Origin of the sequence: Arthrobacter sp. 2MCAF15, from assembly GCF_052115605.1 — a bacterium.
In the GTDB taxonomy this organism is placed as follows: Bacteria; Actinomycetota; Actinomycetes; order Actinomycetales; family Micrococcaceae; genus Arthrobacter.
Genome location: NZ_JBFRGZ010000011.1, coordinates 66,669 through 85,296, shown reverse-complemented (window position 1 = coordinate 85,296; position 18,628 = coordinate 66,669). Strand labels below are relative to the sequence as shown.

14 protein-coding genes are annotated in these 18,628 nt (G+C 68.3%); 9 read left to right on the top strand and 5 right to left on the bottom strand.

Features of this window, described 5'->3' with window-relative positions:
• The first annotated feature begins 103 nt into the window (after positions 1-103).
• The 9 genes from AB4089_RS13830 (at position 104) to AB4089_RS13790 (ending at position 11,575) form a co-directional block, all read left to right on the top strand.
• Entirely contained in the window at positions 104-2,917 is a 2,814-nt protein-coding gene (locus AB4089_RS13830) for an aconitate hydratase (RefSeq protein WP_441409853.1), read from the top strand.
• 155 nt (positions 2,918-3,072) lie between these two features.
• On the top strand, positions 3,073-5,046 hold the full coding sequence (dxs, locus tag AB4089_RS13825; RefSeq protein ID WP_441409852.1) for a 1-deoxy-D-xylulose-5-phosphate synthase: 1,974 nt from the start codon (positions 3,073-3,075) through the stop codon (positions 5,044-5,046).
• Between the two features lie 75 nt (positions 5,047-5,121).
• A complete protein-coding gene (locus AB4089_RS13820; protein WP_441409851.1) occupies positions 5,122-5,679 on the top strand; it encodes a hypothetical protein in 558 nt (185 codons plus the stop codon).
• Between the two features lie 96 nt (positions 5,680-5,775).
• Positions 5,776-5,994: a hypothetical protein gene (locus AB4089_RS13815; protein WP_441409850.1), complete on the top strand. Its 219-nt coding sequence runs from the start codon at positions 5,776-5,778 to the stop codon at positions 5,992-5,994.
• 62 nt (positions 5,995-6,056) lie between these two features.
• Positions 6,057-7,034 carry an aldo/keto reductase gene (locus tag AB4089_RS13810; protein WP_441409849.1) on the top strand — a complete coding sequence of 326 codons (978 nt, stop codon included), beginning with the start codon at positions 6,057-6,059 and terminating at the stop codon, positions 7,032-7,034.
• Positions 7,035-7,120: 86 nt separating this feature from the next.
• Positions 7,121-8,164: a nucleoside hydrolase gene (locus AB4089_RS13805; RefSeq protein WP_441409848.1), complete on the top strand. Its 1,044-nt coding sequence runs from the start codon at positions 7,121-7,123 to the stop codon at positions 8,162-8,164.
• Positions 8,165-8,276: 112 nt separating this feature from the next.
• Positions 8,277-9,179 (top strand): ECF transporter S component, encoded by a 903-nt coding sequence (locus AB4089_RS13800; RefSeq protein WP_441409847.1) that lies wholly within the window; start codon positions 8,277-8,279, stop codon positions 9,177-9,179.
• 57 nt (positions 9,180-9,236) lie between these two features.
• Positions 9,237-9,995, top strand: coding sequence for an energy-coupling factor transporter transmembrane component T (locus AB4089_RS13795; protein ID WP_441409846.1), 759 nt, complete (start codon positions 9,237-9,239; stop codon positions 9,993-9,995).
• Entirely contained in the window at positions 9,992-11,575 is a 1,584-nt protein-coding gene (locus AB4089_RS13790; protein ID WP_441409845.1) for an ABC transporter ATP-binding protein, read from the top strand. Before AB4089_RS13795 ends, AB4089_RS13790 begins: the two co-directional genes overlap by 4 nt.
• Before the next feature lie 131 nt (positions 11,576-11,706).
• Here the strand turns inward: AB4089_RS13790 and AB4089_RS13785 are convergent, their stop codons facing one another.
• The 5 genes from AB4089_RS13785 to AB4089_RS13765 form a co-directional block, all read right to left on the bottom strand.
• The gene (locus AB4089_RS13785; protein ID WP_441409844.1) at positions 11,707-13,884 is read right to left on the bottom strand and encodes a 3-hydroxyacyl-CoA dehydrogenase NAD-binding domain-containing protein; all 2,178 of its coding nucleotides are present in this window, start codon (positions 13,882-13,884) and stop codon (positions 11,707-11,709) included.
• Entirely contained in the window at positions 13,881-15,203 is a 1,323-nt protein-coding gene (locus AB4089_RS13780; protein ID WP_441409843.1) for a thiolase family protein, read from the bottom strand. Before AB4089_RS13780 ends, AB4089_RS13785 begins: the two co-directional genes overlap by 4 nt.
• Positions 15,204-15,352: 149 nt before the next feature.
• Complete coding sequence (locus tag AB4089_RS13775) at positions 15,353-16,711, bottom strand: HRDC domain-containing protein (protein WP_441409842.1); 1,359 nt, start codon at positions 16,709-16,711, stop codon at positions 15,353-15,355.
• Positions 16,712-16,772: 61 nt separating this feature from the next.
• Entirely contained in the window at positions 16,773-17,420 is a 648-nt protein-coding gene (locus tag AB4089_RS13770) for a DUF3000 domain-containing protein (protein WP_441409841.1), read from the bottom strand.
• Between the two features lie 72 nt (positions 17,421-17,492).
• On the bottom strand, positions 17,493-18,581 hold the full coding sequence (locus tag AB4089_RS13765; protein ID WP_441409895.1) for a threonine aldolase family protein: 1,089 nt from the start codon (positions 18,579-18,581) through the stop codon (positions 17,493-17,495).
• Positions 18,582-18,628 lie beyond the last annotated feature (47 nt).

Here is an 18,628-nt window from a genome sequence, read left to right as displayed (position 1 = left end):
TTGCGTACCACGATGTACTGATGCCTGTATTAGTTAGGCCGACCTAACTAGCTTGGGTACTGCGGCGCGACAAAGATGAAACTGTTGCGAGAGGAGTCCTGCGATGAGCGTTGTGGACAGCTTCGGTTCAAAAGGCAAACTTAATGTAGCCGGAACCGAATATGAAATTTTCCGGTTGAACTCCGTCGAAGGTGCAGAAAACCTTCCGTTCAGCCTCAAGGTATTGCTTGAAAACCTGTTGAGGACCGAGGACGGTGCCAACATCACGGCCGACCACGTCCGTGCGCTTGCAGGCTGGGACCCCAGCTCCGAGCCCGACACCGAGATCCAGTTCACGCCGGCGCGCGTGATCATGCAGGACTTCACCGGCGTGCCCTGCGTCGTTGACCTCGCCACCATGCGTGAGGCCGTCAAGGAGCTCGGCGGTGACCCGAAGCGGGTCAACCCGCTGGCGCCGGCCGAAATGGTCATTGACCACTCGGTCCAGATTGACGCCTTCGGCAACTCCGGCGCGCTGGAGCGCAACATGGAGATCGAATACCAGCGCAACGGTGAGCGCTACCAGTTCCTGCGCTGGGGCCAGACGGCATTCGATGACTTCAAGGTCGTCCCCCCGGGCACCGGCATCGTGCACCAGGTCAACATCGAGTATCTGGCCCGCACCGTCATGACCCGCGAAGTTGACGGGGCGCTGCGCGCATACCCGGACACCTGCGTCGGCACCGACTCGCACACCACCATGGTCAACGGCCTGGGCGTGCTCGGCTGGGGCGTTGGCGGCATCGAAGCCGAGGCAGCCATGCTCGGCCAGCCCGTCTCCATGCTCATCCCGCGCGTCGTGGGCTTCAAGCTCACCGGCTCGATTCCGGCCGGCGCCACCGCCACCGACGTCGTCCTGACCATCACCGAGCAGCTGCGCAAGCACGGTGTGGTGGGCAAGTTTGTCGAGTTCTACGGTGAAGGCGTCGCGGCTGTGCCGCTGGCCAACCGTGCAACGATCGGCAACATGAGCCCGGAGTTCGGCTCCACTGCCGCGATGTTCCCGATCGACGACGTCACCCTCGACTACCTGCGCCTCACCGGCCGGTCCGACGAGAACGTCGCCCTCGTGGAGTCCTACGCGAAGGAACAGGGCCTCTGGCACGATCCCTCCCGCGAGATCAAGTTCTCCGAGTACCTCGAGCTGGACCTGTCCACGGTTGTTCCGTCGATCTCCGGCCCGAAGCGCCCGCAGGACCGCATCATCCTCACCGAGTCCAAGGCCCAGTTCCGCGAGGACCTGCGCAACTACGTGAAGGAAGACCTGGCAGACGGAAGCCTCGACGAAGCGATCGACGAAAGCTTCCCGGCTTCGGACTCGCCCTCGTTCACCGCCTCAGCGTCGCACCTGAGCGACGTGGCCCCGCACGCACACGGCCCGAAGTCCAACGGCCGCCCGTCCAACAAGGTCAGCGTCAAGACCGCGGACGGACGTGAGTTCGAGCTGGACCACGGCGCAGTGTCGATCGCCTCGATCACCTCGTGCACCAACACGTCCAACCCGTCCGTGATGCTGGCCGCGGCACTGCTGGCCCGCAACGCAGTCGACAAGGGCCTGACGTCCAAGCCGTGGGTCAAGACCTCCGTGGCTCCGGGCTCCAAGGTAGTCACCGACTACTACAACAAGTCCGGCCTCACCCCGTACCTGGAGAAGCTCGGTTTCTACATCGTGGGCTACGGCTGCGCGACCTGCATCGGCAACTCCGGTCCGCTGGACGCCGAGATCTCCGAGGCCATCCAGGCCAACGACCTCTCCGTCACCGCCGTGCTCTCCGGCAACCGCAACTTCGAAGGCCGGATCAACCCGGACGTGAAGATGAACTACCTGGCCTCCCCGCCGCTGGTCATCGCCTATGCCCTGGCCGGTTCCATGGACTTCGACTTCGACAACGACGCCCTGGGCCAGGATGAGGCCGGCAACGACGTCTTCCTGAAGGACATCTGGCCGAACCCGGTCGAGGTCCAGCAGGTCATCGACTCCTCGATCGACAAGGACATGTTTGCCCGCGGCTACGAAGGCGTCTTCGAAGGCGACGATCGCTGGAAGGCGCTCGACACCCCGGCCGGCGACACCTTCGCCTGGGACGAGAAGTCCACGTATGTCCGCAAGCCCCCGTACTTCGATGGCATGAAGGCCCAGCCGGAGCCGGTCCAGGACATCACCGGCGCGCGCGTGCTGCTCAAGCTCGGCGACTCCGTCACCACGGACCACATCTCCCCGGCCGGTTCCTTCAAGTCGGACACCCCGGCCGGCCAGTACCTGCTGGCCAACGGTGTGGAGCGCAAGGACTTCAACTCCTACGGCTCACGCCGTGGCAACCACGAGGTCATGATCCGCGGCACGTTCGCGAACATCCGCATCAAGAACCAGCTCCTGGACGGCGTGGAGGGCGGCTTCACCCGCGACTTCAGCCAGGCTGACGGCCCGCAGGCATACGTCTACGACGCCGCGCAGAACTACCAGGCTGCCGGCACCCCGCTGGTGGTCCTGGCAGGCAAGGAGTACGGTTCCGGTTCCTCCCGTGACTGGGCGGCCAAGGGCACGGCGCTGCTCGGCGTCAAGGCCGTTGTGGCCGAGAGCTACGAGCGCATCCACCGCTCCAACCTGATCGGCATGGGCGTCCTGCCGCTGCAGTACCCGGCCGGCCAGAACGCTGCCACCCTGGGCCTGACCGGCACGGAATCCTTCGCAGTTGAGGGCGTCACCGCCCTCAACGAAGGCACCACGCCGAAGACCCTGAAGGTCACTGCCACCGCTGAAGACGGTACGGTCACGTCTTTCGACGCCGTGGTGCGCATCGACACCCCGGGCGAGGCGGACTACTACCGCAACGGCGGGATCCTGCAGTACGTCCTGCGCCAGATCTCCGCGAACTAGGCGGAGCTGCCGGCTGGTCCGGTAACGCAAGCAAAGGCCCCGGCCGGTCACTGACCGGCCGGGGCCTTTGCGTACCCGGATTCGGACACCGGCGCGGCGGCCCGTCCCGAGGCGTTAGAGTTAAAAGGCATGTCTACCACCCGAAGGAGGGGCCGTTGGGAATCTTGGACACCATCCGGAATCCGCAGGACCTGAGTAAGTTGTCCGAGGCGCAGCTGGAACAGCTGGCAGCCGAAGTCAGGGACTTCCTGATCGGCAACGTCTCCCAAACGGGAGGGCACCTGGGCCCGAACCTCGGCGTCGTCGAGCTCACCATCGCGGTGCACCGGATCTTCGATTCCCCCCGCGACAGCATCGTTTTCGACACAGGGCACCAGTCTTACGTGCACAAGCTCCTCACCGGACGGCAGGACTTCAGCACGCTTCGCCAGCAGGACGGCCTGTCCGGCTACCCCGACCGCGGAGAATCCGAGCACGACATCGTCGAAAGCTCGCACGCGTCCTCGTCACTGTCCTGGGCCGACGGCATCTCCCGCGCCCGGCAGCTGACAGGCGACGGCGACCGCTTCGTCGTCGCGGTGGTGGGCGACGGCGCCCTGACCGGCGGCATGGCCTGGGAGGCCATCAACAACATCGCGGCGGACAAGAAGCGCCGGGTGGTGATTGTGGTCAACGACAACGGCCGCTCCTACGCCCCGACCGTCGGCGGGTTGGCCGACCACCTCGCGTCCCTGCGCCCCACCATCGATTCCCTCCGCGCTGCCCCCTCCTACGAAGGCACCCTCGATTGGTGGAAGCGAAAACTGCAGAACGGCGGGCCTGCGGGCCAGTTCACCTACAAGAGCCTGCACGCCATGAAGAAGGGCATCAAGGACTGGTGGGCCCCGCAGGGCATGTTCGAGGACCTCGGCATGAAGTACATCGGTCCCGTCGACGGCCACAACCTCCAGGCCATGGAAAACGCCCTCTCCACCGCCCGGAACTACGCCGGCCCAGTGATCGTGCACGCCATGACGGAAAAGGGCCACGGCTACGCCCCGGCCCGCGCCCACGAGGCGGACCAGTTCCATGCCGTGGGGATCATCGATCCGGAGACCGGCGCACCCACCGAGGCCGGCGGCGCCAAATCCTGGACCGCCGTCTTCGCCGATGAAATCGCCGACATCGCCGACGAGCGCAAGGACATCGTCGGCATCACCGGGGCCATGCTGATTCCGGTCGGACTGCACAAGTTCGCCGCCCGGCACCCGGAGCGGGTATTCGACGTCGGCATCGCCGAACAGCACGCCCTCACCTCCGCCGCCGGCATGGCGTTCGGGGGACTGCACCCGGTGGTCGCGGTCTACGCGACATTCCTGAACCGTGCGTTCGACCAGCTGCTGATGGATGTGGCTCTGCACAAGGCCGGTGTCACAATCGTCCTGGACCGGGCCGGCGTCACCGGACCCGACGGCGCCAGCCACCACGGCATGTGGGACATGGCCATGGTCCAGATCGTCCCCGGGCTGCACCTCGCGGCACCGCGCGACGCCACCCGGCTGCGGGAGGAACTCCGCGAGGCCGTGGCCATTGAAGACGCCCCCAGCGTGATCCGCTATTCCAAGGGCAGCGTCGGCGCCGAAGTCGAGGCCGTCGAGCGCCTGGACGACGGCGTGGACGTGTTGGCCCGCCGCCCCGCGGGCTCCAGCGAGAACGACGTCCTGATTGTCAGCGTGGGCGCAATGTCCGAACTCGCGCTGGACGTTTCCAACCGGCTCGGCGCCCAGGGCATCAGTTCCACGGTGGTGGACCCCCGCTGGGTCCTCCCGGTCCGGCGGTCCATCATCGACCTCGCCGCAAGCCACCGCCTGGTCATTTGCATCGAGGATGGTGTGCGGGCCGGCGGCGTCGGTTCCCGGATCCGCCAGGAGATGCGGGCCGCCGGCGTGGACACCGCCCTCAACGAGGTCGGCCTCCCGGTCGAGTTCCTCGATCACGGCACCCGCAGCCAGGTGCTCGAACGCGTCGGGATGACTGCCCAGCAGATCACGCACGACGTCGTCGCCCAGGTCCTGGGGACCAAGGTGCCGTTTGCGCGTCCCCTGCCCGGCCAGGAACACCCCAGCACCGGCAGCCTGCCGCTGCTGTAGCCAGCACATCCGTTGAGCACAACCCGTACGGCGCCATCACTTCCGGCGCCGGACGGCCCAGGAAGGAACTGGCATATGAGTGGAATTATCAGGGTTTACAAACGCGACGAAGAGGGCATCCTGCAGTTCAGGGAAGCCTGGTTCGACGAGGACTACAGCCAGTTCGTGATGAACCACGGCGTCGTGGGACACCAGAGCAAGACCGATGAGACCGACGTCGTGGACGCCGAGGCCGCCGAGCGCCTCATGGACGCCTTCGCGGTGCAGTGCGCCGAGGACGGCTACGCCGAAATCCCGGTGGAGGAGCAGTCCTGGGTGGTGGCCCAGTACGCGCTCAAAACCAAGGACGGGACCAGCCGCGACCGGTACCTCGAGGAAAAGGCCAAAGACGCCCTCATCAGCCACCTGGCCTGGCGGGGCCTGGGGATTGTGGACCGCAGCGAGTTTTCCGACGCCCGGCTCAACATCTTCTGCCTCACGCCGGACGTCAACAAGACGGTCAACGCCATCAAGGTCTGCATCCGGGGCGAGGACCTCGACTTCACCAAGCTGAGCATCGGCGCCGCGCACTACGGCGAAGACACTTTTAAGCTCAAGTACTCGCCGAAGCCGGCCAACAGCTTCACACTCTAGGCATCACCTGTTTGCGCATTACCCGTTTGGGCATCACCTGTAGGGAGCCGGCCACGGCTCACATCAATTTGGGGGATCCGACTGGAAGGGACCGCAATGACGCGAAAAACCACGAAACCAGGCTGCACCCCGCTCCCGGCGGGTCTGGACGCGCCGGCGCGCAAGTCGCTCGCGCACGCGGGGGTCGAGACCCTCGAACACCTCGTGGAGCTTGGCCGGCGCCGGCTTGCCGGCATGCCGGGCGTCTGCCCTCGCACCGTCGCGCAACTCCAGGACGCCATGGACGAGCACGGGCTGGAACTGCCGGCAGGGTAGTGGCACTGCCGCCCGCGGCGGGCTTGAACGGGATGCCGGCCTGGTCGATATAGGCTGAATCCATGACTGAATACCGCCGCGTGGGAAATTCCGGACTGTCCGTCTCGGTCGTGGGGCTTGGGTGCAATAACCTGGGCCGCTCCGGCACTGTGACTGAATCGCAGGAGGGTACGGACGCCGTCGTGCACGCGGCCCTGGACGCCGGGATCACCTTCTTCGACGTCGCCGATACCTACGGCCGGGAACCCGGGCTCAGCGAGTCCATGCTTGGCCAGGCCCTTGGCGCCCGCCGCGACGACGCCGTCATTGGCACCAAATTCGGCATGGACATGCGCGGCGCCAACGGCGAGGACTTCGGCGCGCGCGGATCCCGCCGCTACATCATCAAGGCAGCGGAAGCCTCGCTGCGCCGGCTCGGCACGGACTGGATCGACCTTTACCAGTTCCACACCCCGGACCCGCTGACCCCCATCGACGAGACGCTGGCCGCCCTGGACGACCTCGTGACCAGCGGCAAGGTCCGCTACATCGGCCACTCCAACCGGGCCGGCTGGCAGCTCGCCGAAGCCGAATTCGTGGCCCGCGCCCGCGGGGGAGCACGCTTCATCTCCAGCCAGAACCACTACAACCTCCTGGACCGCCGCGCCGAACTCGAGGTAACCCCTGCGGCCGAGGCCTACGGCCTGGGTGTCCTGCCGTACTTCCCGCTCGCCAACGGCCTGCTCACCGGAAAATACTCCAAGGGCGCCGCACCTGAGGGCTCCCGGCTCAGCCACACGCGCACCAACCTGGTCCACGACGCCGACTGGGAACAGCTGGGTGCCTTCGGCGAGTTCGCCGCCGCGCGCGGGCTCAACGAGGTCCAGGTGGCGTTCTCGTGGCTTGCCGCCCAGCCGTCGGTCAGCAGTGTGATCGCCGGCGCCACCACGCCGGAGCAGGTGCGCCAGAATGCCGCCGCCGTCGCCTGGATCCCCAGCCATGCCGATCTCGCCGAACTGGACGACCTCTTCCCGCGCACGCCCAAGGTGGCACTGTTCTGAACGGTCCAGGTCTGAACGGTCCAGCTCTGAACGGCCCGGCCCTGGGCACCACGGCAGCGGTCCCGGCCGCCACCCATTCGATCCTGATGGACCTCGACACCGGGATCGATGACGCCCTGGCCCTGGTCTACCTGCTGTCCCGGCCGGAGGTGCGCCTTCAGGCGATCACGTGCACGGCCGGGAACGTGGGGGCTCGGCAGGTGGCGCTGAACAGCCTGGCCCTGCTCGAACTGTGCGGCCGCGAGGGCATCGAGGTGGCCATCGGCGCCGAGGTCCCGCTGGAGATCCCGCTGGTCACCACCGAGGAAACCCACGGGCCGCAGGGGATCGGCTACGCCGAGCTGCCGCCGCCGGCGCAGCAGATCTCGGCGAGGCACGCCGTCGACGTCTGGGTGGATGAGGTGCGGGCGCACCCGGGGGAGATCACCGGCCTGATTACCGGCCCGCTGACGAACTTTGCGCTGGCCCTGCGCCGCGAACCCGAACTCCCGCGGCTGCTCAAGGGACTCGTCATCATGGGCGGGTGCTTCTACTACCAGGGCAACACGACGCCGACGGCCGAGTGGAACACCTCGGTGGACCCGCATGCCGCCAAGGAAGTGTTTGCCGCCTACCGCGGCCTGCCCGAGGACAAACTGCCGATCCTGTGCGCCCTGGAAATGACCGAGCGGATCGAAATGCACCCGGAGCACCTGCGTCTCCTCGGCGAGGCCGCCGGCGCGCCGGAGCCTGAACTCGTCCTTCCGGAGCAGCCCGAAGGCCAGCGCAGCCTGTCCGGCAACCCCCTGGTCGCCTGCCTGTCCGACGCCCTGCGCTTCTACATGGAGTTCCACCGGCTCTACGACCAGGGCTACGTGGCGCACGTGCACGACGCGTTCGCGGCCTGCGTCGCCGCGGGACGGACGCCATTCGCCACCCGGCTGGCCACGGTCGACGTCGAAACGGACGCCCCGCTGCTGATCGGCACAACGGTGGCCGACTACCGCGGGCTGTGGGGCCTGCCGCCGAACGCCAGGATTGTCTCCGACAACATCCCGGCGCGCTGTTTCGACGAGCTGATTTCCTCGATCGGCGCCCTCGCGCGCAACGTGGGCACGGGGTCAGCGACCTCGACGTCACCGACGGCCTGAGGCTGGGCCGGCCGCAGGGAGTTTCCGGCCTCTCGGCGGATCGCTAAGATGGTAGCTGCGCCGAGGTGACATGAGGCGGATCTTGTCGCACCCAGCCGAAGGACCACCCTCCATGTCACAGCCAGCACTTACCGTCACTGCCCCTGGACAGGCGGCTGGCCGCGGCCGCCGCCTTCTCGAAATCGTAGGTGCCGCCGCGATCGCCGCCACCTACATCTTCCTGATCCTGACCCAGCCGGCGGACATCGCCAACGGCCCGTCCAGCTTCTCGGCACTTGTGGCCCTGGGCGGCTTCCTGCTTGGTGCGGTGCTGCTGATTGTGGCCGTCGTGCCCGTACTGCCCACCTCCACCCTGGTCCTGATCCCCGTGGCGCTGGTCCTGAACGTAGTCCTCGGACAGCTCATGGGCAGCACGGGCCTGCCGTTCTACATCGACGCGATCGGCACCGTCCTGATCGCCGTCCTCGCCGGCCCCGCCGCCGGCGCCGCCACGGGGGCGCTGAGCAGCATCGTCTGGTCCTTCTTCAACCCCACCGTCCTGCCGTTCGCCGCCGGTGCGGCCCTCATCGGTTTCCTGGCCGGCATGGCCGCCCGCGGGGGCCTGTTCCGGCGCTTCTACCTCGCCCCCTTCGCCGGCTTCGCCACCGGCATCCTCGCCGGCGTCGTCTCCGCACCGATCGCCGCGTTCGTCTTCGGCGGCACCTCTGGCCTTGGTACGGGAGCGATCGTCAGCGCCTTCCGCGCCATGGGGGACACGCTCCTGGCCGCTATCACCAAGCAGGCACTGATTTCTGACCCCATGGACAAGGCGATCGTGTTCACGATCGCAGCGCTACTTGCCTACGCCCTGCCCCGCCGCACCACCTTCCAGTTCCCGTTCGTGCGGCGCTACCGGGTGCTTGCCGGCAAGGCCCCGGCGGCGCCGGCAACGCCAGCAGCCCCTGCAACGTCGGCAGCCCCTGCAACGTCAGTAGCCCCTGCAGCCCCGGCAACACACCCAACGCCGGATGCTTGAGACCTGTGACTGCCTGACACAGTGACTCTGTGACGAATCCTCGATGACGTTCCCTCCATGAAAGCGCGCCTCCACCCCCTCACCGCGCTGACCGCGGCCGCCTGTACCGCCGTCATCACGACGGCGGCCGCCAGCTGGCCGCTGTCTGTCGCTGTGGCACTCGCCGCGGCGGTCCTCGCGGCGCGCCGTGGAGTCGCGGGCCGGGTCCTGCCGGCCGCGGCGGTGATCCTGACACCACTATTGCTGTCCTTGCTGGTACTGCACGGCCTGTTCTTCCCCGAAGGCCAGACTGTCCTGGCCCAGTGGGGCCCCGCCCGGGTCACGGCCGAAGGCCTCGCGTTCGCGCTGGAGCTCGGAACCAGGACCACTGCCTGTGTCCTGGTGTTCCTGCTCTTCTCCTTCACCGTGAGCGTTCCCGACCTCGTCTCCGCCCTCGCCGCGCGCAGGATCCCGCCGCAGTTCGGCTTCGTGCTGGCCTCCACCCTCACGCTCCTGCCCGCCGTCGCAGGCCGCCTGGACCGGATCCGGCAGGCCCAGGAAACGCGCGGACTGGTGGTCCGGCGTGGCCTGCTGTCCCGCCTCGGCGCTCTCCGCCTGCAGATGGTGCCGCTGGTCCTCGCCCTGATCGACGACGCCGGCAGCCGCGCCCAGGCGCTCGACGCCCGCGGCTTCGGCAGCCCGGGTCCCCGGACCAGCTACCGCGACGTTGTGGACCCGCCTGCCCAGCGGTGGTTCCGGACCGCAGCCCTGGTGCTCACGGCAGCCGCCGTCGCCGTGCGGATTATTGCCTCCTGGCCCGCCGGGGCGCCGTCATGACCGCGACCACCGGGACAGCGCTGCGGATCCGGGTCGAGGCGTTCACGTTCCACGGCGAGGACACGCCGGTCCTGGCCGACGCGGCGATTTCGGTCACCCCGGGAACCCTGACCGCCGTCCTGGGCGGCTCCGGAAGCGGGAAATCCACGCTGGGCAAACTGCTGGCGGGCTGGCTCCGCGCCGGCCACGCGGGACAATTCCGCGGCAGCCTGGAACTCGACGACAAGTTGCTGGAGTTCCACGGCACGCCAGAGGATCCCAGGATCAACCCCGCCGAATGGTCCCGTCGCGTGGCCTTCGTGCCCCAGGACCCAGCGGCGATGCTCTCCACCGTGCGGGCCACAGTCGCGGAGGAGCTGGCCTTCGGCCTGGAAAACCGCGCAACACCGCGGGCGGACATGCTCCGTGCGGTGGAGCGGACGGCCGCGCGCACGGGATTAACAGACCTGCTTGACCGGGACCCGGCCACCCWGTCCGGGGGAGAGCTGCGCAGGCTCGCCGTGGGCTGCGCCGTCATCGGAGAACCGGACGTGCTCATCCTGGACGAGCCGCTGGCATCCCTCGACGCGGCCGGGGCAGCACAGATTGAGGAGCTTGTGCGCAGCCTCTGCCGCACGGGCACCGGCGTCGTCGTGTTGAGCCAGGCGGTGGACCGGCTCGCCGGGGAAGCCACGCACTGGACCGTTCTCGACGGCGGGATGGTGACCGCGGCGGGAGCGCCGGCACAACTGGCGGGTTCGGGGGAGCTGGGGCGCTCCGGTGTTGTGGGCGGCACCGGCGAGGGCGTTGCGGGACCCAGCGTTTCGGGATTCGGCGATTCAGGAATCGGTGTTTCGGGATTCGGCGATTCGGGACTCACGCATGGCGGTCCCGACGCCATCGGTTCCGGCAGTCCCGGGCCCGCATCGCTCGAATTGCGCCGGGTGGGGTTTGGCTACGGGCAGGACCGGCGGCGGCGTGGGACCGGTGCGCAGGACTGGGTCCTCCGGGACGTGGACTTCGCCGTGTTCCCAGGGGAGATCATCGCCGTGACCGGGCCCAACGGGGCCGGCAAATCGACATTGCTGCGCCACTTCAACGGATTGCTCCGGCCCTCAGCGGGGGAGGTGCTCGTCTGCGGGCGCAGCATCTCCGGCGTGCCGGTGGGAGCAGCAGCCGCCTCCATGGGCCTGTTGTTCCAACACCCCCGGGACCAGCTGTTCGAACGGACGCTCGTGCGCGAAGCCGCGTTCGGGCTCCGGCAGCTGTTCGGGAAAGCCGAGGCGCTGGGGAAGGCCCGGGCGGCGCTGGCCGCGGTCGGATTGTCGGGGATGGAGGCGGTCCACCCGGCCGAACTCTCTTCCTCCCGGCAACGGCTACTCGCCCTCGCCACGGTCCTGGCCCGTGAACCGGCGGTGCTGGCCCTGGACGAGCCCACCGTCGGGCTGGACCGGCACGGCCTCGAACATCTGGGACGGGCCGTAAACGCCGCGGCAGCGCGGGGGACCGCCGTCGTCATGGTCACCCACGACCTCGCCTACGCACGAAAGAACGCCCACCGGGTCCTGGAACTCAAGGGCGGCCGGCTGAGCGAGATCTAGGCCGTTCCCCGGACAGGTAGTGCCGCGCGCCATACACACGCGCCTCAATCGAAAGCGGCGCCGCCGCCCGGACGAAAATCCAGACGACGGCGCCGCGAGGCGCCAGGCGGCGCTTGTTCCTTTGCCGGGCCCTACGCCGGTGCGGACGCCACGCCGGGTGCCAGGAACTTCTTGCCGTTGACCCGCTCCGAGGCCCCGACACGGTCCAGGTACGGCGTGATGCCGCCCAGGAACATCGGCCAGCCGGCGCCCAGGATCATGCAGAGGTCGATGTCCTCGGGTCCCGCCACCACGCCTTCCTCGAGCATGAGTCCGATTTCCTGCGCCAGCGCGTCCTGCGTCCGTCGCAGCACCTCCTCGCCGGTGGACGGCGTGCTCCCGAAGGACATCAGCGCCAGGGTTTCGCCCGGGATGAACGGCTGGCCGTCCGGACCCGGCTGCGGCGCCCCGTTCTGGACGGCCCAGATGGACTTCACGCCGTTGTCGATCAGCGCCTGGAGGTTCCGCGAGACAGTGAAGCGGTCGGGGAAGGCGGCGTGCAGGGACTCCTGGACGTGCTGCGCGACCGGCAGGCCCACCATGGCGCCGAGGACGAACGGCGTCATCGGCAGCCCCATCGGGCGCAGCGCGTTATCCGCCACCTCGGCGGGGGTGCCCTCGTCGAAGGCCGCGGTCACCTCGCCCATGAGGCGCAGCAGGATGCGGTTGACCACAAACGCCGGGGCGTCCTTGACCAGCACGGCTGACTTCTTGAGCCCCTTCGCGAGCTCGAACGCGGTGGCCAGCACGGCGTCGTCGGTCTTCGGGGCGCGGACGATCTCCAGCAGCGGCATGACGGCCACCGGGTTGAAGAAGTGGAACCCCACCAGGCGTTCGGGGTGTTCCAGGTCTTCGGCCATTGCGGTCACGGACAGCGAGGACGTGTTGGTCGCGAGGATGCACTCTGCCGAGACGATCGCCTCGACCTCCTTGAAGACCTGCTTCTTGACGTTGAGTTCCTCGAACACGGCCTCGATGACGAAGTCGGCGTCGGCGAAGGCCTCCTTGGAAACCGATCCCGTGACCAGCGCGCGGGTCCGGTTGGCGGCGTCGGGGCTGATCCGTCCCTTCGCCAGCAGCTTGTCCACCTCGGCGTGGACGTAGCCCACACCCTTGTCCACCCGGACCTGGTCGATGTCCGTCAGCACCACCGGAACCTTGAGCTGGCGGGCGAAGAGCAGGGCCAGCTGGCTGGCCATCAGCCCGGCGCCCACGACGCCGATCTTGGTCACCGGGCGGGCGAGTTTGCGGTCCGGGGCACCGGCCGGGCGCTTGGCGCGGCGCTGCACGAGGTCCAGGAAGGCATAGACCGTGGAGCGGAACTCGTCGGTCTGCATGAGGTCCGCCAGGGTCTCGCATTCGAGCTCGGCGGACTGCGCCTGGGTCAGGGTGCGGCTGGCTTCCATGACGTCCAGGACCTTGGCCGGTGCCGGCGAGGCGTTGGAGGTCTTGGCCTCCACAAAGCCGCGGCCCTTGGCGACGGCGGCCGCCCAGCGGGCCGCGACGTCGGGGTTGGAGGGGTCGACGGCGTTGGACCGCTCCGGCACCACCGCGCCGGCTATGACCCGCGCTGCCCACGCGACGGACTGCTCGATGAAGTCGGCCGGTTCGAACATCGCGTCAGCCACGCCGAGTTCGTGGGCCTGCGGCCCGGTGAGCGTGCGGTTGTTGCTGAGCGGGTTTTCGATCATCACTTTGAGCGCGTTCTCGGGCCCGATCAGCCGCGGCAGGATGTAGACCCCGCCCCAGCCCGGGATCAGTCCGATGAACGCCTCGGGCAGGGCCAGGGCGCCGGCGCCGGTGGAGACTGTGCGGTAGGTGGACTGCAGGGCAATCTCCAGGCCGCCGCCCAGGGCCAGGCCGTTGATGAACGCGAAGCTTGGCACGCCCAGGTTGGCCAGCGTGGCGTAGACGTCGTGGCCGAGCTGGGCCATCCACCGGCCCTGCTCGCGTCCGCTGACCGATTTGACCGTGGAGAGGTCGGCGCCGGCCACGAGGAAGTACGGCTTGCCGGTGACCCCGACGCCGGCAAGCTCGCCGCGGGCTGCGCGTTCCTTGAGCCTTTCCAGGACGGTGCCGAGTTCAATCAGGGTGTTCGGGCCGAGGGTGGTGGGCTTGGAGTGGTCCAGGCCGTTGTCGAGCGTGACCAGCGCGAAGGTGCCGGGGCTCTTCCCGTCGACGGGCGGCAGCTCGATGTCCTGAACGTAGGAGTGGGTGACCGTCTCGTTCGGGAAGAGATCGGCAAGCTTGCGGAAATCAGCGGCGCTCATGCTGTGGCTCCAGTCTCGGTGGCGGTGGTCTCGGCCGGGGTTGCGTCGGTGTCGGGTTCCTGGCTGGCAGGTGCATCCGTGCCGTAGTCCGCGTGATGCGGGTTCTCCCAGATTACGGTGGCGCCCATGCCCAGGCCGATGCACATGGTGGTCATGCCATAGCGGACCGAGGGGTCCTCCTCGAACTGCCGGGCCAGCTGGTTCATCAGCCGGACCCCGGAGGAGGCGAGCGGGTGCCCGACGGCGATCGCGCCGCCGTAGCGGTTGACGCGGGGGTCGTCGTCGGCGATCCCGAAGTGGTCCAGGAAGCTCAGGACCTGGACGGCGAAGGCCTCGTTGATCTCGAAGAGGCCGATGTCCCCGATGCCGAGGCCGGCGTTCTTGAGTGCCTTTTCGGTGGCCGGGACCGGGCCGATGCCCATCACCTCGGGTTCCACGCCGGCGTAGGCGTAGGCGACCAGGCGCATCCTGACGGGCAGGCCGAGTTCCTCGGCGGCGTCGGCGGATGCCAGCAGGGCGGCTGTGGCGCCATCATTGAGCCCGGCGGCGTTGCCCGCGGTGACCCGGCCGTGGGCACGGAACGGGGTCTTGAGGGCGGCAAGGTCTTCGACCGAGGTTCCGGGGCGCGGCGGTTCGTCCACGGTGTTGACGGTCCAGCCCTGGCCCGGCTTCATCGTGGCGACGGGTACCAGGCCGGGCTGGATCTGGCCGTTGGCGTAGGCAGTGGCGAGCTTGTCCTGCGAGGCGACGGCGTAGGCGTCGGTGCGGTCTTTGGTGATGGCAGGGAAGCGGTCGTGCAGGTTCTCGGCAGTGTTGCCCATGTTCAGGGCTGCCGGGTCCACGATCCTTTCGGACATGAAGCGCGGGTTGGGGTCCGCGCCGGCGCCCATCGGATGGTTGCCCATGTGTTCTACGCCCCCGGCAATCACGACGTCGTACGCGCCGAAGCCGATGCCGCTCGCCGTCGTGGTTACCGCCGTCATGGCGCCGGCGCACATGCGGTCGATCGCGAAGCCGGGCACGGTCCTCGGGAGTCCGGCCAGCAGGGCGGCCGTGCGGCCGATGGTCAGGCCCTGGTCGCCCGTCTGGGTGGTGGCCGCGATTGCGACCTCGTCGATCCGGTCTGCCGGAAGGGAGGGGTTGCGGCGCATCAGTTCGCGGATGCACTTGACCACGAGGTCGTCGGCGCGGGTGCCGGCGTAGATACCTTTTTCGCCGGCGCGGCCGAAGGGGGTTCGGACGCCGTCGACAAAGACGACCTCGCGAATGGCGCGGGGGCGGGCGCTGCTGGTTTTTCCGCTGGTGTGGGCTTCGCTCACGTGGGACTCCTCATTGAGACATGGTTGCCGGACCTGTGCCGGTGGCAGGGCTTGCCACTGGCAGGAGTGTTCCGGGCGACATCATGAATCATGTTACTCGCCAGTAACATAGCTGGCAAGGAGGTGGGGAGGGGTTCCGGGCGGATTTCCTAGACCGTGGAACGCGAAGGCGCCTCGGCGGGGGCCTTGGGCTCCTTCGCGGGCAGCGGCTCGGGGTGCAGGAAGGACTCGGCGATCAGCGGGGCGGTAATTTCGATCTGCCACTGGCGCGCGCCGAGGTTTGCAAGTTCCTCGGCCACGCCTTCCTCGCTGAGTTCTGCCGGCGGACGCCACGCGACACGGCGCAGGTAGTCCGGAGTGAGCAGGTTTTCCACCGGCAGGTTCAGTTCCTCGGCCCTGGCCTGGAGTTTCGGGCGCGCGGTGGCGAGTCTGGCGGCGGCCTCCGGATCCCGGTCCGCCCAGACGCGCGGGGGCGGGGGAGCGTTGGTGGGCAGGTGCAGCGGCGGCAGGTCCTCCAAGGCCCTTGCCGTGCTGATGCACCGCAGCCAGCGGGGGGCCTCGCGCTGGGCGGCGCGGCCATGGAAGCCCTTGGTGCCAAGAAGCTGGGGGACCGTGGAAGGCATGGCCTTGGCGGCGGCGACCAGCGCGGAGTCGGGGATCAGCCGGCCCGGGGCGACGTCGCGTTTCTGGGCCAGGGAATCGCGTTCCAGCCACAGCTCCCGGACTGCTGCCAGCTGGCGGCGGTCACGGATTTGGTGCAGTCCGGACGTCTTGCGCCACGGATCAACGCGCGGCGGGGCCTGTCCGGCCTCGAGGATGGCGGCGAATTCCTGCTCGGCGTACTCCAGTTTTCCGTCGGCCACGAGGAGTTCGATCAGTTCCTCGCGCAGTTCGGTCAGGACTTCGACGTCGAGCGCGGCATAGCGCAGCCACGGTTCGGGCAGCGGGCGCGTGGACCAGTCGGCGGCGGAGTGTTCCTTGGCCAGGCCGAAGCCCAGGAGCTGTTCGATGACTGCGGCCAGGCCCACCCGGGGCAGCCCGGCCAGGCGCGCGGCGAGCTCGGTGTCAAAGAGCTTGTCCGGCCACATGCCGAGCTCGGACAAGCAGGGCAGGTCCTGGCTGGCGGCGTGCAGGATCCATTCGACACCGCGCAGAGCGTCATGGATGATGCCCAGGTCGCCGAACGGTTCGGGATCGATCAGCCAGGTCCCGGAGCCTTCGCGCCGGATCTGGACCAGGAAGGCGCGCTGGCCGTAGCGGAAGCCTGAGGCCCGTTCCGCGTCCACACCTGCAGGGCCGTGGCCGGCTGCGAGGGCTGCCGCGCAGCGTTCGAGTCCGGACTGGGTTTCAATCACCAGTGGCACGCCGTCGCGGGGTACGTCGAGGTCGATCACTTCAGGGACCAGGCTGTCGAAGCCTTCCACCGTGATGTGGGGTGTGGTGTCAGTGGCTTCGGCAGTGTTGCGCATGGCGCCGGCCGTGCTGATTTCCGGATTTTGAGGGGTCATGGTCTCTACAGTTTACCGACAACATGGCGTATAAGGCCGTGACCGTGGCCGGACATGCGCCTCATGCGTGTCCGCGGGGGCGCCTGGGAAGGGCCGTTACACCCTCGGGCAGCGGCGGCAGTCCGGCGAACGTGCAGACCATGTCAGACCACGCCTCCAGGTGCGAGGTGATATCCGGGGTGGACGGTGTCCAGGAGGCCCGGAGTTCAATGTCGATCGAATCCGGGCGGTCGGACAGCGTGCCAAAGCTCTCCGAGAGCACCCTGGTGGCCGTGCCGCCGGCGGAGCGGTAGGGGGCCTGGTGGTTTTCCAGCGCCTCGACCAGCCAGTCCCACGCCACGGATCCCAGAAGTGCGTCGTTGCCCATTTCGGGTTCCAGCTGGGCACGGATGTAGGTGACAATCCTGAACTCCCCGTCCCACACGGCAGAACCGTCCGGATCGTGGAGCAGGATGAAACGGCCGGTGGCCAGTTCGACGTCGTCACTGCCCGAGGCCCGTGCCAGGGCTGCGGTGGCCGGGCCGTGGACGGGGCCACTGGCGGGGGCGCCGCCGGGGCCGATGACCTCGGCCCCAAGGGCCACGGCGAACGGCGCCAGCCGCGACGGTGCAGGAATCTCGTCCAGGTGCAGCTCGCTGCGGCACCGTGCCTGTCGAAGGGTCCCCAAGGCGAAGAGGAAATCTGCCGGGACCTGATCGAGGGAGCTCACCTTGGAAGGTTATGCAACGGCCGGGCCCCTGCCCGGCAGACTCGCCGCCGGGCAGGGGAAGCCGTGCACGGCTCAGGCGGCCGCGAGCTCGCGCTTGATGGCCGCGATGAAGGAATCAACGTCTTCCTCGGTGGTGTCGAAGGAGCACATCCAGCGGACCTCGCGGGCCGCCTCGTTCCAGTCGTAGAAGCGGAAGGACTGGCGCAGCCGGTCCGCGACGCCGGCAGGCAGGATGGCGAAGACGCCGTTGGACTCGGTCTTCTGGCTCAGTTCGACGCCGGGGATCCCCTCGACGCCGGCGCGCAGCCGGGCGGCCATGGCATTGGCGTGCGAGGCCGACTGCAGCCACAGGTCCCCCTCGAGCAGGGCAATGAACTGGGCGGACATGAAGCGCATCTTGGACGCCAGCTGCATGTTCATCTTGCGCAGGTAGACCAGGCCGTGGGCGGCCTCCGGGTTCAGCGCGACGACAACTTCGCCGAACAGCAGGCCGTTCTTCGTGCCGCCGAAGGAGAGGATGTCCACGCCGGCGTCGCGGGTGAAGGCACGCAGCGGGACGCCCAGGTGGGCTGCGGCGTTGGCCAGCCGGGCGCCGTCCATGTGCAGTTTCATGCCCTTGGAGTGGACATGCTCGGCGATGGCGCGGACCTCGTCCGGCGTGTAGCAGGTGCCAAGCTCGGTGGTCTGGGTGATGGAGACAGCCAGCGGCTGGGCGCGGTGCTCATCGCCCCAGCCCCAGGCTTCCTGGTCGATCAGTGCCGGGGTGAGCTTGCCGTCGCTGGTGGGGACCTGCAGGAGCTTGATGCCGCCGATGCGCTCCGGTGCGCCGTTTTCGTCCATGTTGATGTGGGCGGTGGAGGCGCAAATGACGGCACCCCAGCGCGGCAGCAGCGACTGCAGGGACAGGACGTTGGCGCCGGTGCCGTTGAACACCGGGAAGCACTCGATGCCTTCGCCGAAGTGGCCTTCCATCAGGTGCTGCAGGCGGGCGGTGTAGTCGTCTTCGCCGTAGGAGACCTGGTGGCCTTCGTTGGCTGCGGCCAGGGCCGCGAGGACCTCCGGGTGCACGCCGGAATAGTTGTCCGAGGCGAAGCCGCGGACGGAGGGATCGTGGAGCCGCACCGCAGTGCTGGCAGGGGCATTTTCAACTGTGCTGGTCATCGCTTTGCTCACGCTTTCAGTCTAAGAGGTTGGGCCGCAGGGACTAA